This is a genomic window from Mycobacterium sp. KBS0706 (genome assembly GCF_005938675.2).
GTDB lineage: Bacteria > Pseudomonadota > Alphaproteobacteria > DSM-16000 > Inquilinaceae > Inquilinus.
Genome location: NZ_VCCH02000004.1, coordinates 63939 through 85290, shown reverse-complemented (window position 1 = coordinate 85290; position 21352 = coordinate 63939). Strand labels below are relative to the sequence as shown.

18 protein-coding genes are annotated in these 21352 nt (G+C 68.8%); 13 read left to right on the top strand and 5 right to left on the bottom strand.

Annotation, left to right across the window (positions count from 1 at the left end; genetic code table 11):
• Nucleotides 1-3 precede the first annotated feature (3 nt).
• Together FFK22_RS03445 and FFK22_RS03440 are read left to right on the top strand one after the other, a co-directional pair.
• Nucleotides 4-1650, top strand: a complete 1647-nt coding sequence (locus FFK22_RS03445) for a serine hydrolase (RefSeq protein WP_138887430.1) — start codon at nt 4-6, stop codon at nt 1648-1650.
• A gap of 111 nt (nt 1651-1761) precedes the next feature.
• Entirely contained in the window at nt 1762-2820 is a 1059-nt protein-coding gene (locus FFK22_RS03440; RefSeq protein WP_221938352.1) for a fatty acid desaturase, read from the top strand.
• Between the two features lie 4 nt (nt 2821-2824).
• Here FFK22_RS03440 and FFK22_RS03435 read toward each other — a convergent pair whose 3' ends face one another.
• Both FFK22_RS03435 and FFK22_RS03430 read right to left on the bottom strand, forming a co-directional pair.
• On the bottom strand, nt 2825-3781 hold the full coding sequence (locus FFK22_RS03435; RefSeq protein ID WP_221938351.1) for a D-2-hydroxyacid dehydrogenase: 957 nt from the start codon (nt 3779-3781) through the stop codon (nt 2825-2827).
• A gap of 25 nt (nt 3782-3806) precedes the next feature.
• Nucleotides 3807-4835, bottom strand: coding sequence for a LacI family DNA-binding transcriptional regulator (locus tag FFK22_RS03430; protein WP_138887431.1), 1029 nt, complete (start codon nt 4833-4835; stop codon nt 3807-3809).
• Nucleotides 4836-5270: 435 nt separating this feature from the next.
• On the opposite strand from FFK22_RS03430, the gene FFK22_RS03425 reads away from it, so the two are divergent.
• The 7 genes from FFK22_RS03425 to FFK22_RS03395 all read left to right on the top strand — a co-directional run bounded on the left by FFK22_RS03425 (nt 5271) and on the right by FFK22_RS03395 (nt 14086).
• Nucleotides 5271-6422 (top strand): ABC transporter permease, encoded by a 1152-nt coding sequence (locus FFK22_RS03425; RefSeq protein ID WP_138887432.1) that lies wholly within the window; start codon nt 5271-5273, stop codon nt 6420-6422.
• A gap of 4 nt (nt 6423-6426) precedes the next feature.
• A complete protein-coding gene (locus FFK22_RS03420; protein WP_138887433.1) occupies nt 6427-7440 on the top strand; it encodes an ABC transporter ATP-binding protein in 1014 nt (337 codons plus the stop codon).
• A gap of 8 nt (nt 7441-7448) precedes the next feature.
• Nucleotides 7449-8534, top strand: a complete 1086-nt coding sequence (locus tag FFK22_RS03415; RefSeq protein ID WP_138887434.1) for an ABC transporter ATP-binding protein — start codon at nt 7449-7451, stop codon at nt 8532-8534.
• A complete protein-coding gene (locus tag FFK22_RS03410; protein WP_138887435.1) occupies nt 8476-10578 on the top strand; it encodes an alpha-amylase family protein in 2103 nt (700 codons plus the stop codon). Before FFK22_RS03415 ends, FFK22_RS03410 begins: the two co-directional genes overlap by 59 nt.
• Before the next feature lie 58 nt (nt 10579-10636).
• Complete coding sequence (locus tag FFK22_RS03405; protein WP_186002281.1) at nt 10637-12601, top strand: ABC transporter substrate-binding protein; 1965 nt, start codon at nt 10637-10639, stop codon at nt 12599-12601.
• A 71-nt stretch (nt 12602-12672) separates the two neighbouring features.
• Nucleotides 12673-13659 carry an ABC transporter permease gene (locus tag FFK22_RS03400; RefSeq protein WP_138887437.1) on the top strand — a complete coding sequence of 329 codons (987 nt, stop codon included), beginning with the start codon at nt 12673-12675 and terminating at the stop codon, nt 13657-13659.
• Between the two features lie 217 nt (nt 13660-13876).
• Nucleotides 13877-14086 (top strand): hypothetical protein, encoded by a 210-nt coding sequence (locus tag FFK22_RS03395; protein WP_221938350.1) that lies wholly within the window; start codon nt 13877-13879, stop codon nt 14084-14086.
• A gap of 38 nt (nt 14087-14124) precedes the next feature.
• Here the strand turns inward: FFK22_RS03395 and FFK22_RS03390 are convergent, their stop codons facing one another.
• Both FFK22_RS03390 and FFK22_RS03385 read right to left on the bottom strand, forming a co-directional pair.
• The gene (locus FFK22_RS03390) at nt 14125-15372 is read right to left on the bottom strand and encodes an FAD-binding oxidoreductase (RefSeq protein WP_138887439.1); all 1248 of its coding nucleotides are present in this window, start codon (nt 15370-15372) and stop codon (nt 14125-14127) included.
• Between the two features lie 8 nt (nt 15373-15380).
• On the bottom strand, nt 15381-16787 hold the full coding sequence (locus FFK22_RS03385; protein ID WP_138887440.1) for a PLP-dependent aminotransferase family protein: 1407 nt from the start codon (nt 16785-16787) through the stop codon (nt 15381-15383).
• 251 nt (nt 16788-17038) lie between these two features.
• On the opposite strand from FFK22_RS03385, the gene FFK22_RS03380 reads away from it, so the two are divergent.
• Genes FFK22_RS03380 through FFK22_RS03365 form a run of 4 tightly spaced genes read left to right on the top strand, consistent with a single transcriptional unit; the run spans nt 17039 to nt 20934 of the window.
• Nucleotides 17039-18130, top strand: coding sequence for an ABC transporter ATP-binding protein (locus FFK22_RS03380; protein ID WP_221938349.1), 1092 nt, complete (start codon nt 17039-17041; stop codon nt 18128-18130).
• A gap of 35 nt (nt 18131-18165) precedes the next feature.
• Entirely contained in the window at nt 18166-19209 is a 1044-nt protein-coding gene (locus FFK22_RS03375) for an ABC transporter substrate-binding protein (protein WP_138887442.1), read from the top strand.
• Between the two features lie 19 nt (nt 19210-19228).
• Nucleotides 19229-20059 (top strand): ABC transporter permease, encoded by an 831-nt coding sequence (locus FFK22_RS03370; protein ID WP_138887443.1) that lies wholly within the window; start codon nt 19229-19231, stop codon nt 20057-20059.
• The gene (locus FFK22_RS03365; RefSeq protein WP_138887444.1) at nt 20056-20934 is read left to right on the top strand and encodes an ABC transporter permease; all 879 of its coding nucleotides are present in this window, start codon (nt 20056-20058) and stop codon (nt 20932-20934) included. The genes FFK22_RS03370 and FFK22_RS03365 overlap by 4 nt, the downstream gene beginning before the upstream one ends.
• Here the strand turns inward: FFK22_RS03365 and FFK22_RS03360 are convergent.
• Nucleotides 20895-21350, bottom strand: a complete 456-nt coding sequence (locus FFK22_RS03360) for a MaoC family dehydratase (protein WP_138887445.1) — start codon at nt 21348-21350, stop codon at nt 20895-20897. The two genes, FFK22_RS03365 and FFK22_RS03360, sit on opposite strands and share 40 nt — an antisense overlap.
• Nucleotides 21351-21352: the final 2 nt, after the last annotated feature.

The following is a 21352-nucleotide window of genomic DNA, read 5'->3' as shown; positions in this document are numbered from 1 at the left end:
CGAATGGACGCCCATGCCCTGGCCGCCGGCCTGGAGGAATTCATCGCGCATGAGGTCGCGGACAAGGCGATCCCGTCGATCTCCTACGCCATCGCCGACCGCGACGGCCTGCTGGCCACCGGCCATGTGGTGCGGCCGGATCTCGGCCACCGTCTGGACGACCGGTCGCTGTTCCGCATCGGGTCCCTGACCAAGATGTTCACCGCGGTCGGCATCATGCAGCTGGCCGAGAAGGGGCTGCTGGACATCGACGCCGACGTCTCGACCTATATCCCCGGCTTCCACCCCGCGAACCCGTTCGCCGGGCGCGAGAGCGGCCCGTACGGCGCGCAGGTGTCGCTGCGCAAGCTGATGAGCCACACCTCCGGTCTGGTGCGCGAGCCGAAGGACGGCCACTACCTGGACGACCGGCGGCCGGGGCTCGCGGTGACGGTCGAGGGGCTGAAGACTTCGGTGCTGAAGGAGGATCCCAGCGCCGGGATCGTGCACTACTCCAACGCCGCCATCGCCGTGGTCGGGGCGGTGCTGGAGCGGGTCAGCGGCATGACCTATGCCGAGTATGTGGATCGCCACATCTTCCAGCCGCTGGGCATGGCCGAGAGCAGCGCGTCGCTGACGCCCGGGCTGATGGACCGGCTGGCCCCGGCCTGGATGTGGGATGTCGATCGCGACTTCCCGGCGCCGGTCTTCGACCTCGGCGGGTCGCCGGCCGGCGCCATCGTCTCGACCGCGCCCGATATGGCGAAGTTCGCGACCTGCATGCTGCGCGGCGGCTTCGCCCCGGACGGGCAGCCCATCCTGTCGCCTGCCGGGCTGAAGCAGATGTGGACGGTGGTGGGCCGGCCGGCGGCCGGCCACAGCAGCAGCAAGGGCTACGGCCTGGGCTTCGGCATCGGCGACCTCGACGGCTGGACCTCGATCGGCCATGGCGGCGCGGTCTATGGCTATGCCACCCAGTTCGTGGCGCTGCCCCAGGCCGGGCTGGCGGCGCTGATCTTCAGCACGCTCGATTTCACCAACCAGATCGGCACCCGCCTGTCGCGGCGGGCGCTGCAGCTGGCCCTGGCGTCGCGCCGGATGGGCCGGCCGCCGATGCCGACGGCGAAGCACCCGCCGCTGACCTCGGCCCATCTGACCGCGATGCCCGGCGTCTACCAGGCGGCCGACGGCAGCGAGAGCGTCGAGCTGCGGGAGAAGGCCGGCCGGCTGTACCTGATGGGCGAGGGCGTGCCGCTGGAGCTGAAATGGCGCGGCGGCGACGCCTTCACCATCGACGGCCGGATCTATGGCGAGGGGGCGGATTACCCGCATCTCGACCTGACCTTCGGCACCGACGGCGTGCTGGGCTGGAAGGGCAAGGACTGGACCCGGCGCAACACCGTCGAGTCCGATGCGCCGGCCGAGTTGGCGCCGCATCTCGGCGTCTACGGCCCGGACTTCAACCCGACGCATCTGTTCTATGCCGATGGCAGGCTGAAATGCCTGATCGAGTATTTCTGCACCCATGACTGCGAGCAGCTGCCGGACGGCAGCTGGCGCATGCACGGGATCCTCTATGAAGGCGAGACGCTGGAGCTGGCGGCCCGGGACGAGGCTGGCCGCACCGGCATCCGCGTCGGCCCGATGTTCCTGGTGCGGCAGGCGGGCTGATCCTGCGAAGTTTGACCGCCGCTGTTGTGAAGCGCCGGCTTTGCCTGCATTGTTCTCGACGGTTTCGACGGACGACGCCGCCCGGCTCGGCCGGGCAGTTCATGGACGATCATGCAAAGCGATACCGAGCTGAAGTCCATGACGGCACAGGGCCGCCGCCAGGCCGCCGCCGATGCCTCGCTACGGGCCGCGGTGGCCCGCTTCAGGACGCCGAGCCTGCCGCGGGCGATCTGGCAGCTGACCTCGACATTCGCCGGCTTCCTCGCGGTTTGCGTGGCGATGTATGCCAGCTTCGGCGTGTCGTACTGGCTGACGCTCGGGCTGGCCGTGATCGGGGCCGGCTTCACCGTGCGCCTGTTCATCATCCAGCATGATTGCGGCCACTCCTCGTTCTTCGGCTCCCGCCGCGCCAATGTGGCGCTCGGCCGCCTGTGCGGCCTGATCACCCTGACCCCCTTCGCGAATTGGCGGCGCCAGCACGCCGGGCACCACGCCGTCTGGAACAATCTCGACCGGCGCGACAGCGGGGCGGACATCTACTCGACCTGCCTGACCGTCTCCGAATACCTGGCCCTGCCGCCGCGTCGCCGCTTCCTGTACCGGCTGAGCCGCCATCCGGTGATCACCGGGCTGATGCTGCCTCCCCTGGTCTTCCTGCTGCTGTACCGGGTCCCCTTCGACACGCCGAAGGACTGGCGCGGGGAGCGGCTGTCGGTCCATGCCACGAATGCCGGCATCGCCATCATCGTCGTCGGCCTGGGGCTGGCGCTGGGATTCGAGCGCGTGCTGCTGGTCCAGCTGCCGATCATGGTGATCGCGTCGATCATCGGCGTCTGGCTGTTCGCGGTGCAGCACCGCTTCGAGGAAACGCTGTGGCTGCGGGACGGGGATTGGACGTTCGGCGCGGCCTCGCTGCAGGGCTCATCCTATCTGCAACTGCCGCGGATCCTGCAGTGGTTCACCGGCAATATCGGCTTCCACCACATCCACCACCTCAACCCGCGGATCCCCAACTACCGCCTGCAGGCCTGCCACGCCGCCATCCGGGAATTGCACGCCGTGCCCAGCCTCAGCCTGTGGGATGCCCTGCGCGCGCCGTTCTTCGCGCTGTGGGATGAAAAGCGGCAGCAGATGGTCGGCTTCTCGGCCGCGACCATCGCCCGGAGGTGAGGCCTCAGTAACCGGCGGATTTGTCGACGATGTTGACCAGCGGGTCGCCGGCGAGATAGCGCCCGAGATTCTCGACGAAGATGCGATAGCCGCGGGTCCTGGTCGCCTTCGTCGTCGCGCCGTTATGCGGCGTGACGATGGTGTTCGGGGCGTCCCAGAACGGGCTGTCGGCCGGCAGCGGCTCGGTCAGATGGGCGTCCAGCCCGGCGCCGGCGATCCATCCCTCCCGCAGCGCCCGCAGCAGCGCGTCGTCATCCGCGATGCCGCCGCGGGAGAAGCAGATGTAGTGGGCCGTCGGCTTCATCGCCCGGAACTCGGCCTCGCCCAGCAGGCCCTGCGTCTCCGGCGTCAGCGGCGCCGTCACCACCACGAAGTCGCATTCGGCCAGGAAGGCATGCAGGTCGGCGTGCCGGTACATCCGATCGAAATTCTGCGCCGGCCGGTCCTGCCGCCGGAGGCCAAGGACGCGCATGTGGAAGGCCTTGGCCTTCAGCGCCAGGTCCTGTCCGGAATACCCCGTGCCAATGATGCCGACCGTCAGCCCGTTCAACTCGCCATGGACGAAGGACTCCCACCGGTGCTGGCGTTGGCCTTCGAGCCAGCGCAGGGCATTCCGGTTCAGGAGCAGCATCAGCATCACCGCATGCTCCGCCAGCGGGATCGCGCCGTTGCCCTTGCTGCAGGTCAGCACCACCGGGCTGTCGAGGAAGGCCGGGAACAGCTGGGTGTTCGGGCCGGCCGCCCAGCTGTGCACCCATTTCAGCCGCCCGGCGCGCCCAAAGGCGTGGGGCGACAGGGCGCCGGCGACGATGTCGGCATCCTCGATCGCCGCCTCCATCGCCTCCTGGTGCTCGAAATAGGAGAGGCGGGCGGTCGGGGCGATCCGCCTGAGCTCGGCCATGCGGTCGTCGTCGATCTCCCCGGTCAGGAACACGGTGAGGTCGGGATGGCCTGCAGTCATGGGGACTCTCCTCGTCGACCGGTCTCTAGCCGCGCAGCCGGGACCGCCAGGGCCTGGGGTTCGGGGCGGCGGTGGAATCGCGCTCGACCAGGCGCTGCACCAGCATCACCCGCTGCGGCGGCAGGTCGTCCGGCGGGCCGCGATGGCCGGCGCGGGCGAGCAGCCGCCGGACGGCGGCGATGCCCATCTCCTGGCCCGGCATGCGGATCGTCGTCAGCTTCGGCGCGATCTGCGTCGCGCAGGCATAGTCGGCGAAGCCGACGACCGAGATGTCCTCCGGCACGCGCAGGCCCAGCCGGGCCAACTCCGACACCACGGTGACCGCGACGCCGTCATTGCCGCAGAAGATGGCGGTCGGCTCGAAGCCGCTCTTGACCAGGTCGAGAAAGGCCTCGCGGAAGCCGACATCGCCCTGCGCCTCGTCGAACGCCATCTCGCGATATTCGGCGTCCGTGACCGGCGACAGCGCGTCGTGGAAGCCGCGCAGCCGCTCCAGCCGGCCCGGAAGCCCCGGCCGGCCATGGGCGTAGAGCAGGCGCCGGTGGCCCAGGCCGGCGAGATATTTGCCGATGAATGCCCCGGCCTCGGCGTCGGCGGCCCCGATGCGGTCCATGGTGTCGAGCGGCTCGGTGAAGCCGCCGACCATCACGCAGGGCAGGCCGCTGTCCCGTGCCGCCTCGACCATCGACGGCTCCTGCGGGCCGACCAGCACGAAGCCGACCGCCGACGGCTCCAGCTCCGCGATGATGCCGTGCTGCTGCGTCCAGCGCACCGCGGTCGGATGGCCCGACCGGGCCGCTTCGGCCTGCGCCCCCTGCTGCACGTTGATCCACAGCTCGCTGTTCGCGATGTCGCGGTCGTGGAAGATGATCTCGATCGACCCCGAGACCGGGCTGGTCCGCTTCCGCGCCAGATAGCCGAACTGCTCGGCCGTGGTCAGGATCGTCCGCCGCGTGTCCTCGCTGACGCCCGACTTTCCCGCCAGGGCGCGGGAGACCGCGAATTTCGAGATCCCCAGATGGTCTGCGATGGACTGGAGGGTGACGCGGCTCATGTGCGGCGGTGTTTCACTTCGATCGGAAGAGATGCGTCTTCGAATGGTCGAGAACCTTTGTAACCCAGCCCACGCCCTGTCAACGCCGACAGTTCGATCGGTCAATCGGGCAACGCAACATATCCTAAAATGTGAATAACAAAGCAACTTTGCAAGATCCGAATGAATGCCCTGTCTCACGCCTCAATTGCCGCTTGCTCGGCCAACGGAAATATAGACGGTCAGAAATATGTCGCTGGTGACCAATCAGAGTTCCTTGACGTTCAGAAAACAATGTGATTGGTTAGGCTAACAATGATAACAACGGCCAGGCGGTGCTGGCCGTATCATCCGTGGGAGGATGCCGATGCCGTGCCATGCGACGGTCGCTTCATCCTGGTTTCCGCATTTCGGGGAGGTCGCGCGCATCCGGCGGGCCGATCGGCGCCGGCGGCCATGACCGTCGGGCTCGATCCAGCGGTGGCGGCCGCGGCCGGTCCGGAACGCGAGGAGGTGGCCGTCGGGCTGTCGAGCCAGTCCCGGCTCGTCTGGCTGAAGTTCCGCGGGCACCGGCTCGCCTTCTGGAGCGGCGTGCTTCTGCTGCTGATCTACGCCGTCGCGATCCTGGCCGAATTCATCGCGCCGAAGATGCCGGACGCCTACGATCCGCGCTTCACCATGGTGCCGCCGCAAGGCATCCACTTCTTCGCTCGCGACGGTGACGGCGGGCTCCGCTTCCAGCCGCATGTCTACGGCTTCAGCTCGCAGCGCGATCCGAAGACGCTCCGCCGGGTCTTCGCCATGGACGAGACGGTGCGGGTGCCGGTCGGGCTGTTCGTCCGGGGCGAGCCCTATCGCCTCTGGGGGCTGATCCCGACCGACCGGCACCTGATCGGTCCGCTGGACCAGAGCCAGCCCTTCTATCTCCTCGGCTCCGACCGCCTCGGCCGCGACGTTCTCAGCCGGTTCGTCTACGGCACCCGGGTCTCGATGTCGATCGGCCTCGTCGGGGTGACGGCGAGCCTCGTTCTCGGCGTCCTGCTCGGTGGTATCTCCGGCTATTTCGGCGGCACGGCCGACGCGGTGATCCAGCGCGTGATCGAGTTCATCATGTCGGTGCCGACCATCCCGCTCTGGATGGGGTTGGCGGCGGCCATCCCGGTCACCTGGTCGCCGGTTCTGGTCTATTTCATGATTACCCTGATCATCTCGCTGATCGGCTGGACCGCGCTGGCGCGCGAGGTGCGCGGGCGGTTCATGTCCTGGCGCAACGAGCCCTTCGTGATCGCCGCTCGGCTCGACGGGACGCGCCAGATGCGGATCATCACCCGGCACCTGGTGCCGGGCTTCACCAGCCACATCATCGCGTCGGTGACGCTCGCCATTCCGGCGATGATCATCGCCGAGACCTCGCTGAGCTTCCTCGGCATCGGGCTGCGCCCGCCGGTGGTCAGCTGGGGCGTGCTGCTGCAGGAGGCGCAGAACATCCGCTCGCTGGCGGAGGCGCCATGGCTGCTCGCCCCCGGCGTCGCGGTGATCGTCACCGTGCTCGCGCTCAACTTCCTCGGCGACGGGCTGCGCGATGCCGCCGACCCCTATTCGGACTGACGCCATGGCAGCGCTACTCAGCATCCAGGGGCTCAAGACCCATTTCGGCACCCATGAGGGCGTGGTCCGCGCCGTCGACGGCGTCGACCTGGAGATGCGCAAGGGCTCGACCCTGTGCGTCGTCGGTGAATCCGGCTCCGGCAAGTCGATGATGGCGCGGTCGATCCTGCAGATCGTCTCGCGCCCCGGCCGGATCGTCGCCGGCTCGATCCGCTTCGCCCGCGACGGGCGTCCCGCGGTCGACATCGCGCCGCTCGACCCCACGGGCGCCGAGATCCGAGCCATCCGCGGCCGCGACATCGCGATGATCTTCCAGGAGCCGATGAATTCGCTGAGCCCCGTGCATTCGATCGGCAACCAGCTGGTCGAGAAGATCCTGCTGCACCACCGGATCGGCCGGAAGGCCGCGGTCGACCGCGCGGCCGAGGCGCTCGACCGGGTCGGCATTCCCGATCCGCGCCGCCGCCTGTCCAGCTATCCGTTCGAGCTGTCGGGCGGCATGCGCCAGCGGGTGATGATCGCCATGGCGCTGGCCTGCCGGCCCGCTCTGCTGATCGCGGACGAGCCGACCACCGCGCTCGACGTCACCACCCAGGCCAACATCCTCGAGCTGATCAAGGCGCTGCAGGACGAGACGGGGATGGCCGTCATGTTCATCACCCATGATCTCGGCGTCGTGGCCGAGATCGCCGACGAAGTGGCGGTGATGTATCTCGGCCGGGTGGTCGAGCGCGGCAGCGCCGAGCGGATCTTCACCGACCCGCAGCACCCCTACACGCTGGCGCTGCTGCGCTCGATCCCCAAGCTCGGCGGCCGGCGGGAGCGGGGGCGGCGGCTCGACGCCATCGCCGGCATGGTGCCGCATCCGCTGAACCGGCCGCCCGGCTGCCCCTTCAACACGCGGTGCCCGGAAGCGGTGGCGGGCCTGTGCGATCGCGTCGACCCGGAGATGCACGAGCTGTCGCCGGGCCATTTCGGCGCCTGCCATCTGCGCGGGCCGGCAAGGCAGGCGGGATGATGCCGGGCATGGCGACGACCGCTGGCCCGCCCTCCCTGCTGCAGGCCCATGACATCCGGGTGCATTTCCCGATCCGCAAGGGCTTCCTGAAGCGCGTCGTCGGAAATGTCCGCGCGGTGGACGGCATCTCGCTCGCGATCCGGCCCGGGGAGACGCTGAGCCTGGTCGGAGAATCCGGCTGCGGCAAGACCACGCTGGGCCAGGCGCTGGTCCGCGTCATCGAGCCGACCGACGGCCGGATCCTCTACGACCGGGGCGGGGAGGGGCCGGTCGATCTCGCACATCTCGGCGAGGCTGCGCTGCGGCCCTACCGCTCCGAGATCCGGATGATCTTCCAGGACCCCTTCGCCTCGCTCAATCCGCGCCGGCGCGTGATCGACATCATCGGCGAGGGGCTGCGCAATTTCGGCGTGACCGACGAGGCGGAGGTCGAGGCCCGCGTCGCCGACCTGCTCGGCAAGGTCGGCCTGCGGCCGGAATACATGTCGCGCTACCCCTATGCATTCTCCGGCGGCGAGCGGCAGCGGATCGGCATCGCCCGGGCGCTGGCGCCGCGGCCGAAGCTGGTGGTGGCGGATGAATGCGTGTCGGCGCTGGACGTCTCGGTCCGGGCGCAGACACTGAACCTGCTGCAGGATCTGCAGGAGGAGTTCGACCTCACCTACCTGTTCATCTCGCACGACCTCAGCGTCGTCGAATACATCTCCGACCGGGTGGCGGTAATGTATGCCGGCCGGATCGTCGAGCTGGCCGAGACCGAGCCGCTGTTCGCCCGGCCCCGCCACCCGTACACCGCCGCGCTGCTCGCCGCGGTGCCGCGGCCTGATCCCCGCATGGCCCGCGCCCCGCGCCGCCTGCGGCTCCAGGGCGAGGTGGCCGACCCGGCCAACCGTCCCTCCGGCTGCGCGTTCCATCCGCGCTGCCCCTTCGCCACCGATCTCTGCCGCGTCGAGGATCCCGCCCCGCGGGTCGTCTCGGGGCATCAGGTCGCCTGTCACCACGCGGAAACGCTGGATCTCAAGGGAGTGATGGCCGATGCGGCCCGACAAGAACGAGGATTTTCTCCAGGCCGCGACGTCGTCCACGGGCGATAGGCCCTGGTGGCAGAAGCCCTTCCGGATGGTGCAGACCAATCTGCGCCAGACCGACGCCGCGCTCGATCCGAAGGCGGTCGCCCGGCAGACCCGCGAATTCGGCGCCGACATCCTGCTGTTCAACATCGGCGGCATCTACGCCTTCTACCCGACCGATCTCGAGCTGCACGAGCGCAACCCCTATCTCCGCGGCGACCTGCTCGGCGAGATGCTGGCGGCGGCACGGGCGGAGGGGCTGAAGCTGGTCGGCCGCTTCGACATGTCGAAGGCCACACGCCGGGCCTATGAGGCACATCCCGACTGGTTCGTCCACAACCGCGCCGGCCAGCCGCTGGTCTACAACGGCACCTACCAAGCCTGCGTCAATGGCGGCTGGTACCAGGACTACGCGCACCGGATCCTGCGCGAGGCGCTGGGCCGCTACGCGGTCGACGGCGTCTTCTTCAACATGTTCGGCTATCGCAGCGTCGACTACAGCGGCCGCTATCACGGCATCTGCGTCTGCCGGAACTGCCGCGACCGGTTCCGGGAGATGTATGGCCGGGACCTGCCGGCGGAGGAGAGCTTCAGCGATCCGGCCCATCGCGACTATCTGGAGTTCCAGGACCGGACCACCGCGGCCCTCGCCGACGACATCTACCGCACCATCAAGGCGGTGAATCCGGCAATCGCCATGACCGGACACCGCAACGCCTCCGACCTGATCCGGATGGAGGTGCAGCGCGCGGTCGACCGGCCGCAGCCGGAATGGCCGTACCAGGCCGGCGAGCAGGCGCGATGGGCCGCCGCCCATGGCCAGGGCAAGACCTTCTCCTCGACCTCGGCCGCCTTCATCGACTTCGCCTGGCGCTTCGTCTCCGAGACCGGCGCCTGCCACGAGCTCCGCTTCGCCCAGCAACTGGCGAACGGCGCCTCGCTCGACCACTACCTCGTCGGCACCTTCGACCAGGACGACCGCAAGTCGTTTCCGGCGATCAGCCGCCTGTTCCACTGGCACCGCAAGAACGAGAGCCACTACGCGGACCTGCAGTCGGCGGCGCGGGTCGGGCTCTACCACTCCTTCAAGACCGGGCTGTACCGCGGCGCCACCGAGACGGCGGACCTGGGGAACGCCCCGTTCCGCGGCGCCTACCGGGCGCTGCTGGAAGCCCGGATCCCGTTCGACATGGTCTCCGACGAGCGTGTCGCCGGGCCTGGCGGCCAGGCCCTCCTCGCGCGCTACGACGCGATCCTGATGCCGAACGTCGCCTGCATCGGCGATGCCGAGGCGGCGGCGCTGGACGCCTATGTCGAGGCGGGCGGCCTGCTGGTCGCCACCGGCGAAACCGGCTTCTACGACGCGTATGGCGTGGCGCGGCCGGCCCAGGCCCTGGCCGCCTTGCCGGTCTCGGATCTGCGCGCCCGGCGCCGTGATATGCGGGGCGCCTATTTCCGCATCGGCGCCGGCGAGCCGCCGTCGCTGCCGGACACCGGGCTGCTCTATCTCGACGGCCGCTACCTGCACCCTGCCGTCAAGGACGGGGCCGAGACCCTGCTCCGGCTGATCCCGCCGCAGCGCTTCGGGCCGCCGGAACTGTGCTTCCCGGACATCGACTCCGACCTGCCCGGCGTGGTCAGCGCGGCCCATGGGCGCGGCCGGGGCGTCTACCTGCCCTGGCTGCCGGACTGGCTCTACCACCGCGACAGCCTGCCGGATCATCGCGAGCTGATCGCCGGCCTGATCCGCCGCAACGCGCCGGCGGCGCCCATCGTGCTGGAAGGCACGGGGCCGGTCGAGCTGACGGTCCACCGGCAGGGGACCGCCGGCCGATGGCTGGTCCACCTCGTCAACTACAGCGGCCAGCGGAACAACCTCTATGACGATCCGGTGGCGATCCACGGCCTGCGCCTCGGCATCCGGGCCGGGGCGGTCGGCCGGGCGCGGGCGCTGGTCGTGGATGCCGAGCTGGCGCCGGAGGCGGCGGGCGATGAGACCGGCCGCACCTCGTTCGCGCTGCCGCCGCTCGGCGCCTTCGAGGCGATCTCGATCGAGGTTTCGGAATGAAGCCACCCTCGGAGGCGCTTGCACCTCCGGGGGCCAAGACAGGGAGGGAGGACGTGATATGACGATCTTCGCGACGTTGAAGGCCGCGTGGCGCCTGTCCTGCGCCGCCGGCCTGGCCGCCCTGCTGCTGGGCGCCGGCCCGGCGGCGGCGCAAGGCTACAGGGAGGCGCCGATCCTGGCCGAGCAGGTGAAGGCCGGCACGCTGCCGCCCGTGGCCGAAAGGCTGCCGGCGGAGCCGATGGTGGTGAAGCCCTACAAGGACATCGGCCGCTATGGCGGGACCTGGCGGCTCTCGATGGCCAGCGCCAGCGACATCAGCAGCCTGGTCCGCACCATCGGCTACGAGAACTTCACCCGCTGGAAGACCTGGTCACCGGATGTCCCGCAGAAGGACATCGTGCCCGATGTCGAGATGAACGTCGCCAGATCGGTCGACGTCAGCGAGGGCGGCAAGGTCTACACCTTCCACCTCCGGCCCGGCATGAAATGGTCCGACGGCCAGCCCTACACCGCCGACGACATCATGTTCTGGTACGAGGACGTGTACTCGAACCAGGAGCTGCTGCCGACCAAGCCCACATGGTCGGTGCGCGGGGGCAAGCCGCTCGTCGTCGAGAGGATCGACGACTATACCGTCGCCTTCAAGTTCGCCGAGCCGAACGGGCTCCTCCTGCAGTGGCTGGCGACGCCGGCCAATGACGAGGAAGCGAACGTTCCGACCGCCTATCCACGCCACTATCTGCAGCAGTTCCACAAGAAATACGCTCCGGATGTGGAGCAGGCGGCCCGGGCGGCCGGGCAGCAGAACTGGGTCGGCTTCTTCCATTCCAAGGCCGATGCCTGGCGCAACCCGGACCTGCCGCGGCTGAACCCCTGGATTGTCTCGACCGGCATCGGCCAGGGCAGCGGCAACAAGGTGGTCGCCAAGCGCAATCCCTACTATTTCAAGGTCGATCCCGACGGCAACCAGCTGCCCTACATGGACGAGGCGACGATCGACATCGTGGCCGATCCGCAGGTCATGCTGCTGAAGGCCGCCAATGGCGATTTCGACATGGTCGACAGCTATATCGGCTTCGTCACCACGCCGGAGAACAAGGCCGTCTTCTACGACAACCAGGGGCGCGGCAACTACGACTTCTACGACGTGCTGCCGAACCGCGCCAACCTGATGATCGTCTCGCTCAACCTCACCGACAAAGACCCGGCGAAGCGGCAGGTCGTCGGCAACATCGACTTCCGCCACGCCCTGTCGATGGCGATCAACCGGGACGAGATCATCGAGCTGGTCTATCTCGGCCAGGGGCGCCCGTACCAGGTGGTGGAACGGCCGGAATCGCCGCTGTTCGACGAGAAGATGGCCACCCAGTTCACGCAGTACGATCCCGCGGCGGCGAACGCCCTGCTCGACAAGGCCGGCTTCGACAAGAAGGACGCCAACGGCATCAGGCTCGGCCCCGACGGCAAGCCGATCCAGGTCACCATCGACATCTCGGTGCTGCGCCAGCCCTGGATCGACACGGCGGAGCTGATCAAGCGCTACTGGCAGGCGGTCGGCGTCGAGCTGTTCATCAACACCTCGGACACCACGGCGCTGAACCAGCGGGTCGAGAACAACGACCATGACGCGGCCGTGTGGTCGGCCTCCGGCGGCGCCGACACGCTGTTCGATCCGAAGTACTTCTTCCCGTCCTCCTGGGCCTCGTTCTATGCCACGGCCTGGGGCCAGTGGTATTCGAAGGACGCACATCCGGAGGAGCCGCCGGAGCCCGCCCGCCGGCAGATGGCGCTGTATGACGAGATCATGGCCACCATCGATCCGGCGAAGCGCCTCGACCTGATGAAGCAGCTGATGGCGATCACGGCGGAGCAATTCTACACCATCGGCATCATGCAGCCGACGACGGACTACGGGATCATCAGCAAGCGGCTGAAGAACGTGCCGCCGGTCCTGCTCGCCAGCACCGAATACACCCATCCCGGCGCGGCGAACCCGGAACAGTTCTACTTCACGGCACCGTAGAGCGCCGGCGGGCCGGCCCTTCCTTCGGCCTGCGGGTGAGGGGAGGGCCGCTCGGATCTGGAGGAACGGCCATGGCCTCGTTCATCGCCCATCGTCTCGTCCATATGGTGCTGACGCTCGTGGCCATCTCGGTCATGACCTTCGTCATCATCCAGCTGCCGCCGGGCGACTTCGTCACGGCGATGGTCAGCGAGCTGAACCTCCAGGGCACGACCATCGACCCTGGGGCCATGGCGGCGATGCGGGCCCGTTACGGCCTCGACGATCCGGTCTATGTGCAATACTGGAAATGGATCTCGAACATCATCCTGCACGGCGACTTCGGCTATTCCCTGGAATGGCGCCGCCCGGTCGCCGACCTCTTGTGGAATCGCCTCGGCCTGACCTTCGTCCTCGCCTTCGTCACGCTGATGTTCATCTGGGCGGTGTCGTTCCCGATCGGCGTCTACACCGCGGTGCGGCGCCGGACGGTCGGCGACTATCTTGCCACCTTCGTCGGGGTGATCGGGCTCGCCATCCCGAACTTCCTGTTCGCGCTCGTGCTGATGTACGTCGCCTTCCGCTATTTCGGGCAGGGCATCGGCGGCCTGTTCTCGCCGGAATTCGAGGATGCGCCCTGGAGCTGGGGCAAGGTGGCGGATCTCGCCAGCCATCTCGTCATCCCGACGATCGTGCTCGGCACCGGCGGCACGGCCGCCCTGATCCGCATCCTGCGGGCCAACCTGATCGACGAGCTCGGCAAGCCCTATGTCACCACCGCTCGCGCCTACGGCCTGACCGAGAGGCGCCTGCTGCTGAAATACCCAGTTCGAATCGCGCTTAACCCCTTCGTCAGCACGGTCGGCTGGATCCTGCCGACGCTGGTCTCCGGCGCCACCATCACGGCGGTGGTGCTGAACCTGCCGATGACGGGGCCGCTGCTGCTGCGCGCGCTGATTGCGCAGGACATGTATCTCGCCGGCAGCTTCATCATGATGCTCAGCGTGCTGACCGTGATCGGCACGCTGCTGTCGGACCTGCTGCTGGCCTGGCTGGATCCGCGCATCCGCTATGGGTGAGGCCCCCATCCCCTATTTCGAGGGGATCGACGGTTCCGGCCCGGCGGGCGCTAATAGGCTCGGATGCCATCGCGCTGAGTTGCCATCCAATCCGGCCCGGGGCTGACCCCACCACGCTCCGGGCCGGACCCTCTTCGACGTCCTGCCGATCATCGGGCGTTGCCATGGGCGCCGTGTCGTCGGATAACGTCGTTCTCCGCCAAATCGGGAAATGAGCGTGTCAGAGCTTGCAATCGACCGTGCCGCCATGGAGCGCCTGGCCAAGGCCGTGGCCTTCGTCTGCGGCAAGGATCATCAGACCGCCGTGGCGTTGAAGCTCGCCGCCGAGTCCGGGTCGGACAGCGACGTCAAGAAGGCGCGGACGCTCTTCCTCAAGCTCAATCCGAGAGACCGAAGCGCGGCTCTCGCCATGATCGAGAGTGATTGAGAGCTGAGGGCAGCCGCGCCGGCTTCTGCCGGTCCGCTTCAGCCGAAGCGCTGCGGCGAGAACGCCGTCAACCGGTCCGGCGCCGTGCCGCCGCGCAGCAGGGCCGCGACGTTGCGCGCGGTCACTGCGGCCAGCGTCAGGCCGAGATGGCCGTGGCCATAGGCATGGATCACCCGCGTGCTGCGCCGGGACGGGCCGATCACCGGCAGTGAATCCGGCAGCGAGGGGCGGAAGCCGAGCCAGAGCGGCCCCGGCGGCGGCAGGTCGGGAAACACGGTCCGCGCCGCCCGGTCGAGCAACTCGGCCCGGCGGAGAGTCGGGCCGCGGTTCAGGCCGCCGAGCTCGACCGTGCCGGCGGCGCGCAGGCGCCCGGCCAGCGGCGTGAGATAGACGCCGAAGCGGATCGGGCAGACCGGGCGCGACAGCAGCGGCGTGTCCATCGCATATTCCAGGTGATAGCCGCGCTCGGTTTCCAAGGGCACCGCATCGCCGCCCTGGCGGGCGAGGCCGCGCGACCAGGCGCCGGCGGCGATCACCGCGGCCCCGGCCCGGATCGACAGGCTGGGCCCGCCCAGCCGGACGCCGTTCTCCTCCACCGCCAGCGACATGATCTCGCCGCGGATGATCCGGCCGCCCCGCGCGGCGATGGCGGCGCGCAGCCGCTGCAGCATCAGCGCCGGATCGACGAGATGGGTCGCGTCGGGAAAATGGATCCCGGGGCCGCGCCAATCGGCCAGGGCCGGCTCCAGCTTGGCGATCTCCGCCGGCTCGACGACGAACTGGCGGATGCCGCCGGCGTCACGCCGGGCCCGGTTCCACTCCGTCCCGGCCAGGGCGGCCGCGTCGGGAAACAGGTACATCGCGCCGGTCGGGCGCATCAGCTCGGTCGCCTCGGCCTCGGCGGCGAGGTCGTTCCAGGCGGCGAGGGACCGGTGCAGCAGCGCGGCCAAAGCGGCGGCATTGGCCGCGGCCGGGCCGGGCAGCGACTGCCGGATGAAACGGATCAGCCAGGGTGCGAGGCTCGGCAGGGCGGCCCAGCGCAGGGCCAGGGGGCTGTCGCGGTCGAGCAGCAGGTTCGGCAGGGTGCGCAGCACGCCGGGCGTCCCCACCGGCACGCAGTTATAGGCGGCGATGGTCGCGGCGTTGCCGGCGGATGTACCCACCGGCCGGGTCTCGGCATCGACCAGCAGCACGTCCTTGCCCTCGGCGGCGAGGTGCAGGCCGCAGGCGAGGCCGACGATGCCGCCCCCGATCACGGCCACCTCGGCTTGCAACGGCTCGGCCATCGGGCGCCTCAGGCGATGTCGTTGAGATGCAGGTGGCCCGACCCCGCCAGCTCGGCCAGGATCTCCAGCCCCCGCCGCAAGTCGTCGCGCGACCGCGCGGCGCCGACATTGATCCGCACGGCGTCCGGCGCCGCCTGGCGGCCGACCGCGAAGGCGTCGCCGGCCAGCACCTTCACGCCCTCGCGCTGGCTGATCCGCGCGAAGACATGGCCGCGCCAGGGCTCCGGCAGATGCAGCCACGCATGGGTCGAGGTCGCGCCGGTCTGCACGTCGAAGCGCCGCAGCACGGTGCGCACCAGGTCCTGGCGCAGCCGCAGCTCCTCGCGCTGCTGGCCGATCAGGGTGTCGACGATGCCATCCTCGATCAGCAGCGTGCCCAGCAGGGCCGACAGCGGGCTGATGCACCAGCAGTCGAAGCGCAGCGCCGCCGCGATCTGGCCGATCAGCGCCTTGGGCGCCGCCACGAACCCCATCCGCAGCCCGGGGGCGATGCATTTCGAGAAGCCGCTGACATGGATCGTCAGCTCCGGCTCCAGCACCGCGAAGGATGGCGGGGACTCGTCGAGCAGCGGCCGGTAGACGTCGTCCTCGATGATCAGGACGTTGTGCCGGCGGGCGATCGCCGCCAGGGCCTCGCGCCGCTCGGCCGGCAGGGTCACCGCGGTCGGGTTGTGCAGGCTCGGCACCAGGAAGACCGCCCGCGGCCGCCATTGCGCGCAGGCCGCCTCGAAGGCGTCGGGCAGCATGCCCTGGCGGTCCGCCGGCAGGCCGCGCAGGTCGACCCCGCGCGACCGGCACAGCGCCTTGATGCCCTGATAGGTGACGAGGTCGGCCAGGATGACGTCGCCCGGCTCGGTCAACGCCGCGAGGATGCAGGCCAGCCCGTGCTGGGCGCCGTCGGCCAGGACGATCCGGCCCGGATCATCGTTGCCCGTGACGGGGGCCAGCCAGCGCGCCGCGGCGGCCCGGGCCCAGACCGGCCCCTCCGGGGTCTGGTAGTCCTGCAGCGCCGGGTAGCGCCGGTCCCGCGTGGCCTTGGGCAGCAGCTTGGCCAGCGCGTCGAGATAGGCGGCGGTGGCCGGGCGGTTCACCGACAGGTCGACCGTGTCGGCGTCGTCGCTGGGCGCCGACTGGAAGCCCTGGTCGTCGCCGCGCTGGGCCGCCACGATCGTGCCGTGGCCCGGCCGCGCCTTCACCAGCCCCTGCTGCTGCAGCACGGTCAGGGCCCGGGTCACCGTGGTCAGGTTGATGCCCAGCGCCCGGGCGATATCGCGCTGCGGTGGCAGCCGCGCGCCGGCCTGCAACTCGCCGCTGGCGATCCGACCGGAGATCGCGTCGACGAGCTGGCGGTAGATCGGCTGCTCGCCCTCCGCGATCTGCAGCCCGTCGAGAAAGGCCGATTGTCCGGACCCCATCACCTGCTCCGTCTTTCGAACTGCTCTTGTACGGCCATACAACAGCGAAGCGCAAGAGGTCGTGCAGATCCACATCGACATGGGGCATCACGCGCTTCGGTGATGCTGTGGATCCTCCGGATTGCCCGTTGACATTCACCAAATCTGATTTGTATGGTCATACAAGAAGCCGAACAAACGGCATTGTCTGGGAGATGTCGGAGGTAGCCGTATGACAGTCGCGGCGCCGTCCGAGGGCGATGGAGCGAAGCATGAGCTATCTCCGCCTCGTGGAAATCCAGAAGACCTATGCCGGGTCGGCGATCGGCGTCCGCGGCCTGTCGCTGGACATCGCCGCCGGCGAATTCGTCACCTTCCTCGGCCCCAGCGGCTCCGGCAAGACCACGACCCTGTCGATGGTCGCCGGCTTCGTCACCCCCAGCGCCGGGCGGATCGAGGTCGACGGCCGCGACATCACCCATGCGGCGCCGGAAAAGCGGAACATCGGCATGGTGTTCCAGGACTACTCGCTGTTCCCGCATATGACGGTCGAGGAGAATGTCGGCTTCCCGCTGCGGATGCGCGGCGTCGAGCGGGCGGAGGCCGGCCGCCGGGTCGGCGAGGCGCTGGAGATGGTCGGGCTGGGCGGCTTCGCCCGCCGCTTCCCGGCCCAGCTCAGCGGCGGGCAGCAGCAGCGCGTGTCGATCGCGCGGGCGGTGGTGTACCGGCCGGCGATCCTGCTGATGGATGAGCCGCTGGGCGCGCTCGACCGCATGCTGCGCGACCGCATGCAGATCGAGATCAAGCACATCCAGAAGGAGCTCGGCATCACCACGCTCTACGTCACCCACGACCAGGGCGAGGCGCTGACGATGTCGGACCGGATCTGCGTCTTCAACGACGGGGCGATCGCCCAGACCGGCACGCCGGAGGAGATCTACGAACGCCCGACCGACGCCTTCGTCGCCGGCTTCGTCGGCGAATCCAACTTCCTGCCCGGCCGGGCGCTGGCGCGGCGCAGCGAGGGGCGGGGCTTCGTCTACGACGTCGCGCTGATGGGCGGGGCGCCGATCCAGGTCCGGTCCGACCGCGAGCTGCCGGCCCCGGCCGCGGTCACCGCCATGATCCGGCCGGAGCATATCTCGATCCTGCCGGGGCAGGGGGCGGCCGCCGCGCCGCAGGTCACCATCGCGGGCACGGTGCGGGAGACGATCTATCGCGGCGAGACCAGCACCGTGCGGGTCGAGCTCGGCGCCGGCCACAGCGTCGTGGTGCGGGCGGCGGCCCGGCCGGCGAATGCCGCCGACGGCCAGCCGGTCACACTCGGCTGGCCGGCGGAGACCATGATCCTGCTCGCCGCCTGACCATCAAATCATCAACAAACAGGGACGGAACCAACATGACCAAGATCATCCAGCCTTTCAGCCGCAGGCTGCTGTGCGGCGCCGGCCTTGCCATGAGCCTCGTGGCGCTGCAAGGCACCGCCCGGGCCGAGGACCAGGTGGTCGTCGCCTCCTGGGGCGGCTCGATCCAGGAGGTGCTGACCCAGGTGCTGTTCGAGCCGTTCACCAAGGAGACCGGCATCAAGGTCGTCGCCGACGACACCTCCAGCATCGGCAAGGCCACGGCGATGGCGAAGTCCGGCAACATCGCCTGGGACGTGTTCATGGCGTCCGACCAGGACGTGGCCCAGGCCCAGTCGGACGGGCTGCTGGTGCCGCTCGACTGGACCGTCATCCCCAAGGCCGACCTGGTCGAGGGCGCGGCGATGGACGATGCGCTGGCCGCCTACACCTACGGCACGGTGATGACGTACAACACCGACCAGGTGAAGACGCCGCCGCGGTCCTGGGCCGAATGGTGGAACACCGGCACCTATTCCTGCCGCCGCACCATGCGCAACGTGCCGATCGACAATCTCGAGATGGGCCTGATGGCTGCCGGCACCGCCCCGGCCAAGGTCTATCCGGTCGACACCGCCGCGGCCTATCAGGAGCTCGACAAGATCAAGCCGCAGGTCGTGAATTTCTGGGATTCCGGCGCCCAGTCGATCCAGCTGGTGGCCGAGGGCGCGGCCTGCCTGGGCACCGCCTGGAACAACCGGGTGGTCGCCGCCGCCAAGGCCGGGCAGCCGATCGGCTTCGTCTGGGACCAGGCGCTGATCCATCGCGACTACTACACGGTGCTGAAGGGCGCGCCGAACGCGGCTGCGGCGATGAAGCTGATCGCCTATGCCATGCGGCCGGAGGTGCAGGCCAAGATCGCCAACGCCATCGCCCTGGTCCCGGTCAACCAGAAGGCCTTCGCCCAGATCGACCCGGAGATGAAGAAGAGCATGCCGGCCGAATCCAACCTGGCCAGCACGCTGCCGGTCGACATGGGCTGGTGGGCGCCGAACATGAAGTCCAGCTACCGCGAATACAGCAGCTGGCTGGTGCGCTGAGCCGGGCGGGGAGCCGAGCATGACGCCGAGATTCAGTTGGCTGATCGCGCCCGCGGTCGTCTTCCTGCTGGTGGTCTATGTCCTGCCGCTGGCGATGACGCTGCAGGCCCCGTTCCAGCCGGGGCTGGCGGCGGGCGCGCAGGCGGTCTGGGCGGCCCTGGCCGATCCGGGCTACCAGCGGGTGCTGCTGAACACCTTCCAGATCTCGCTCGTCGTCACCGTGGCGGCGGTGCTGCTCGGCTACCCCACCGCCTATTTCCTGTCGCGCCTGCCGCGGGAGCGCGCCGGCAAGTACCTGCTGATGGTGATGTTCCCGCTGCTGACCAGCCTCCTGGTCCGCACCTATGCCTGGATCGCCCTCTTGCAGGACAGCGGCATCGTCAACTCGGCCCTGATCGGGGCCGGGCTGACCAATCAGCCGGTGCATCTGATGTACAACGCCTTCGGCACGGTGGTCGGCATGGGCCAGATCCTGCTTCCCTATGCCATCATCACCATGTACGGCGTCATGGTCGGCATCAAGCCGCGCCTGCTGCAGACGGCGCAGGTGCTGGGCGCCAGCCCGATGCGCGCCTTCTGGACGGTGTTCTTCCCGCTCAGCCTGCCCGGCCTGTCGGCGGCGGCGCTGCTGGTCTTCATCATGGGCCTCGGCTACTTCGTCACGCCGGCACTGATGGGCGGGCGCGGCCAGACCATGATCGGCGTGCTGATCCAGCAGGAGGTGTTCACCCTCAGCGACTGGGACATGGCGGCGATCCTGTCGCTGATCCTGCTGGTCCTGACCCTGGTGCTGCTCGCCGTCTACAGCCGCTTCGCCCGGCTCGACCAGCTGGTTCCGGTGACGCGATGAGCGCGCCCGACCGCAGCGGCCCCGGGCGGTGGATCACTTGGACGGCCCGGCTGGTGATCGCCTTCCTGATCGTGCCGACGCTGATCATCGTGCCGCTGTCGCTGAACAGCGACCAGTACCTGCACTTCCCGCCGCGCGAGCTGTCGCTGCGCTGGTACGCCAATTTCTGGTCGGACGGCGCCTGGCTGCAATCGGCGAAGCTGAGTCTGCTGATCTCGCTGGCGGTGACGGTCCTGGCCGTGCCGCTGGGCACCGCCGCGGCTCTGGTGCTCAGCCGCCGGCACTTCTTCGGCAAGCAGGTGGTGTTCGGCCTGATGCTGTCGCCGCTGATGGTGCCGGTCGTGGTGGTGGCGCTGGCGCTGTACTTCTATTTCGGCCGGATGCATCTGGTGGGCAGCTGGATCGGCATCGTGCTCGGGCAGACCGTCCTGGCCTTGCCGTTCGTCCTGGTCAACGTCCATGCCAGCCTGCAGGGCTATCCGCTGACGCTGGAGCGCGCGGCGCGCACGCTCGGCGCCGGGCCCTGGACCATCTTCTTCCGCATCACCCTGCCGATCATCCGGCCGGGCGTGCTGGCCGGCGCGCTGTTCGCCTTCATGATCTCCTTCGACGAGATCGTGATCGCGCTGTTCCTGGCCGGGCCGGGAACGACGACGATGCCGGTCAAGATGTGGCTCAGCATGCAGTTCTCGATCAACCCGACCATCGCCGCGGTCTCGACCATGATCACCGTGCTCAGCGTGCTGCTGTTCATCTCGGTGGCGGCGCTGCAGCGGCGGGCCCTGCGCCGGCGCACCCGGCCGGTGGCGGATCTGCCGACGCCGGCCAGATCGCCTCATTCCTCCGGGGCTTTCCTGACCGTCAAGCGTCGCTGATAGCTCATGACCGGTGCACCGGCCTGATTGAAACCCCGGGTCTCGAGCGTGACCACACCGCCGCGGCTGTCATCCGGTGTGCTCTGCCGCGACAGCACTTCGGTCTCGGCATACAGGGTGTCGCCGCATCGCATGCCCTGCTCTCCGATCAGGATATTCAGCTCTTCGTGACGGATCGCATTTCTGGACAGATCGCTCATGGAGAGTCCCAGCAACAAGGAATATATGTATCCGGGGTGGATCGCGATGCTATCCAGGTGATAGTTCAGCGTAATCAGGCAGTACAATCGATAATCGCTTTGCGAAATGGTCCTCCCTGGCCAGTGGTGGTAGAGATCGCCAATTGAAAAATCTTCGAAGTATCGGCCTCCCCTCACTATCTTTGCACGTTGAGCAGTTTGCTGATCGGCGCACATCT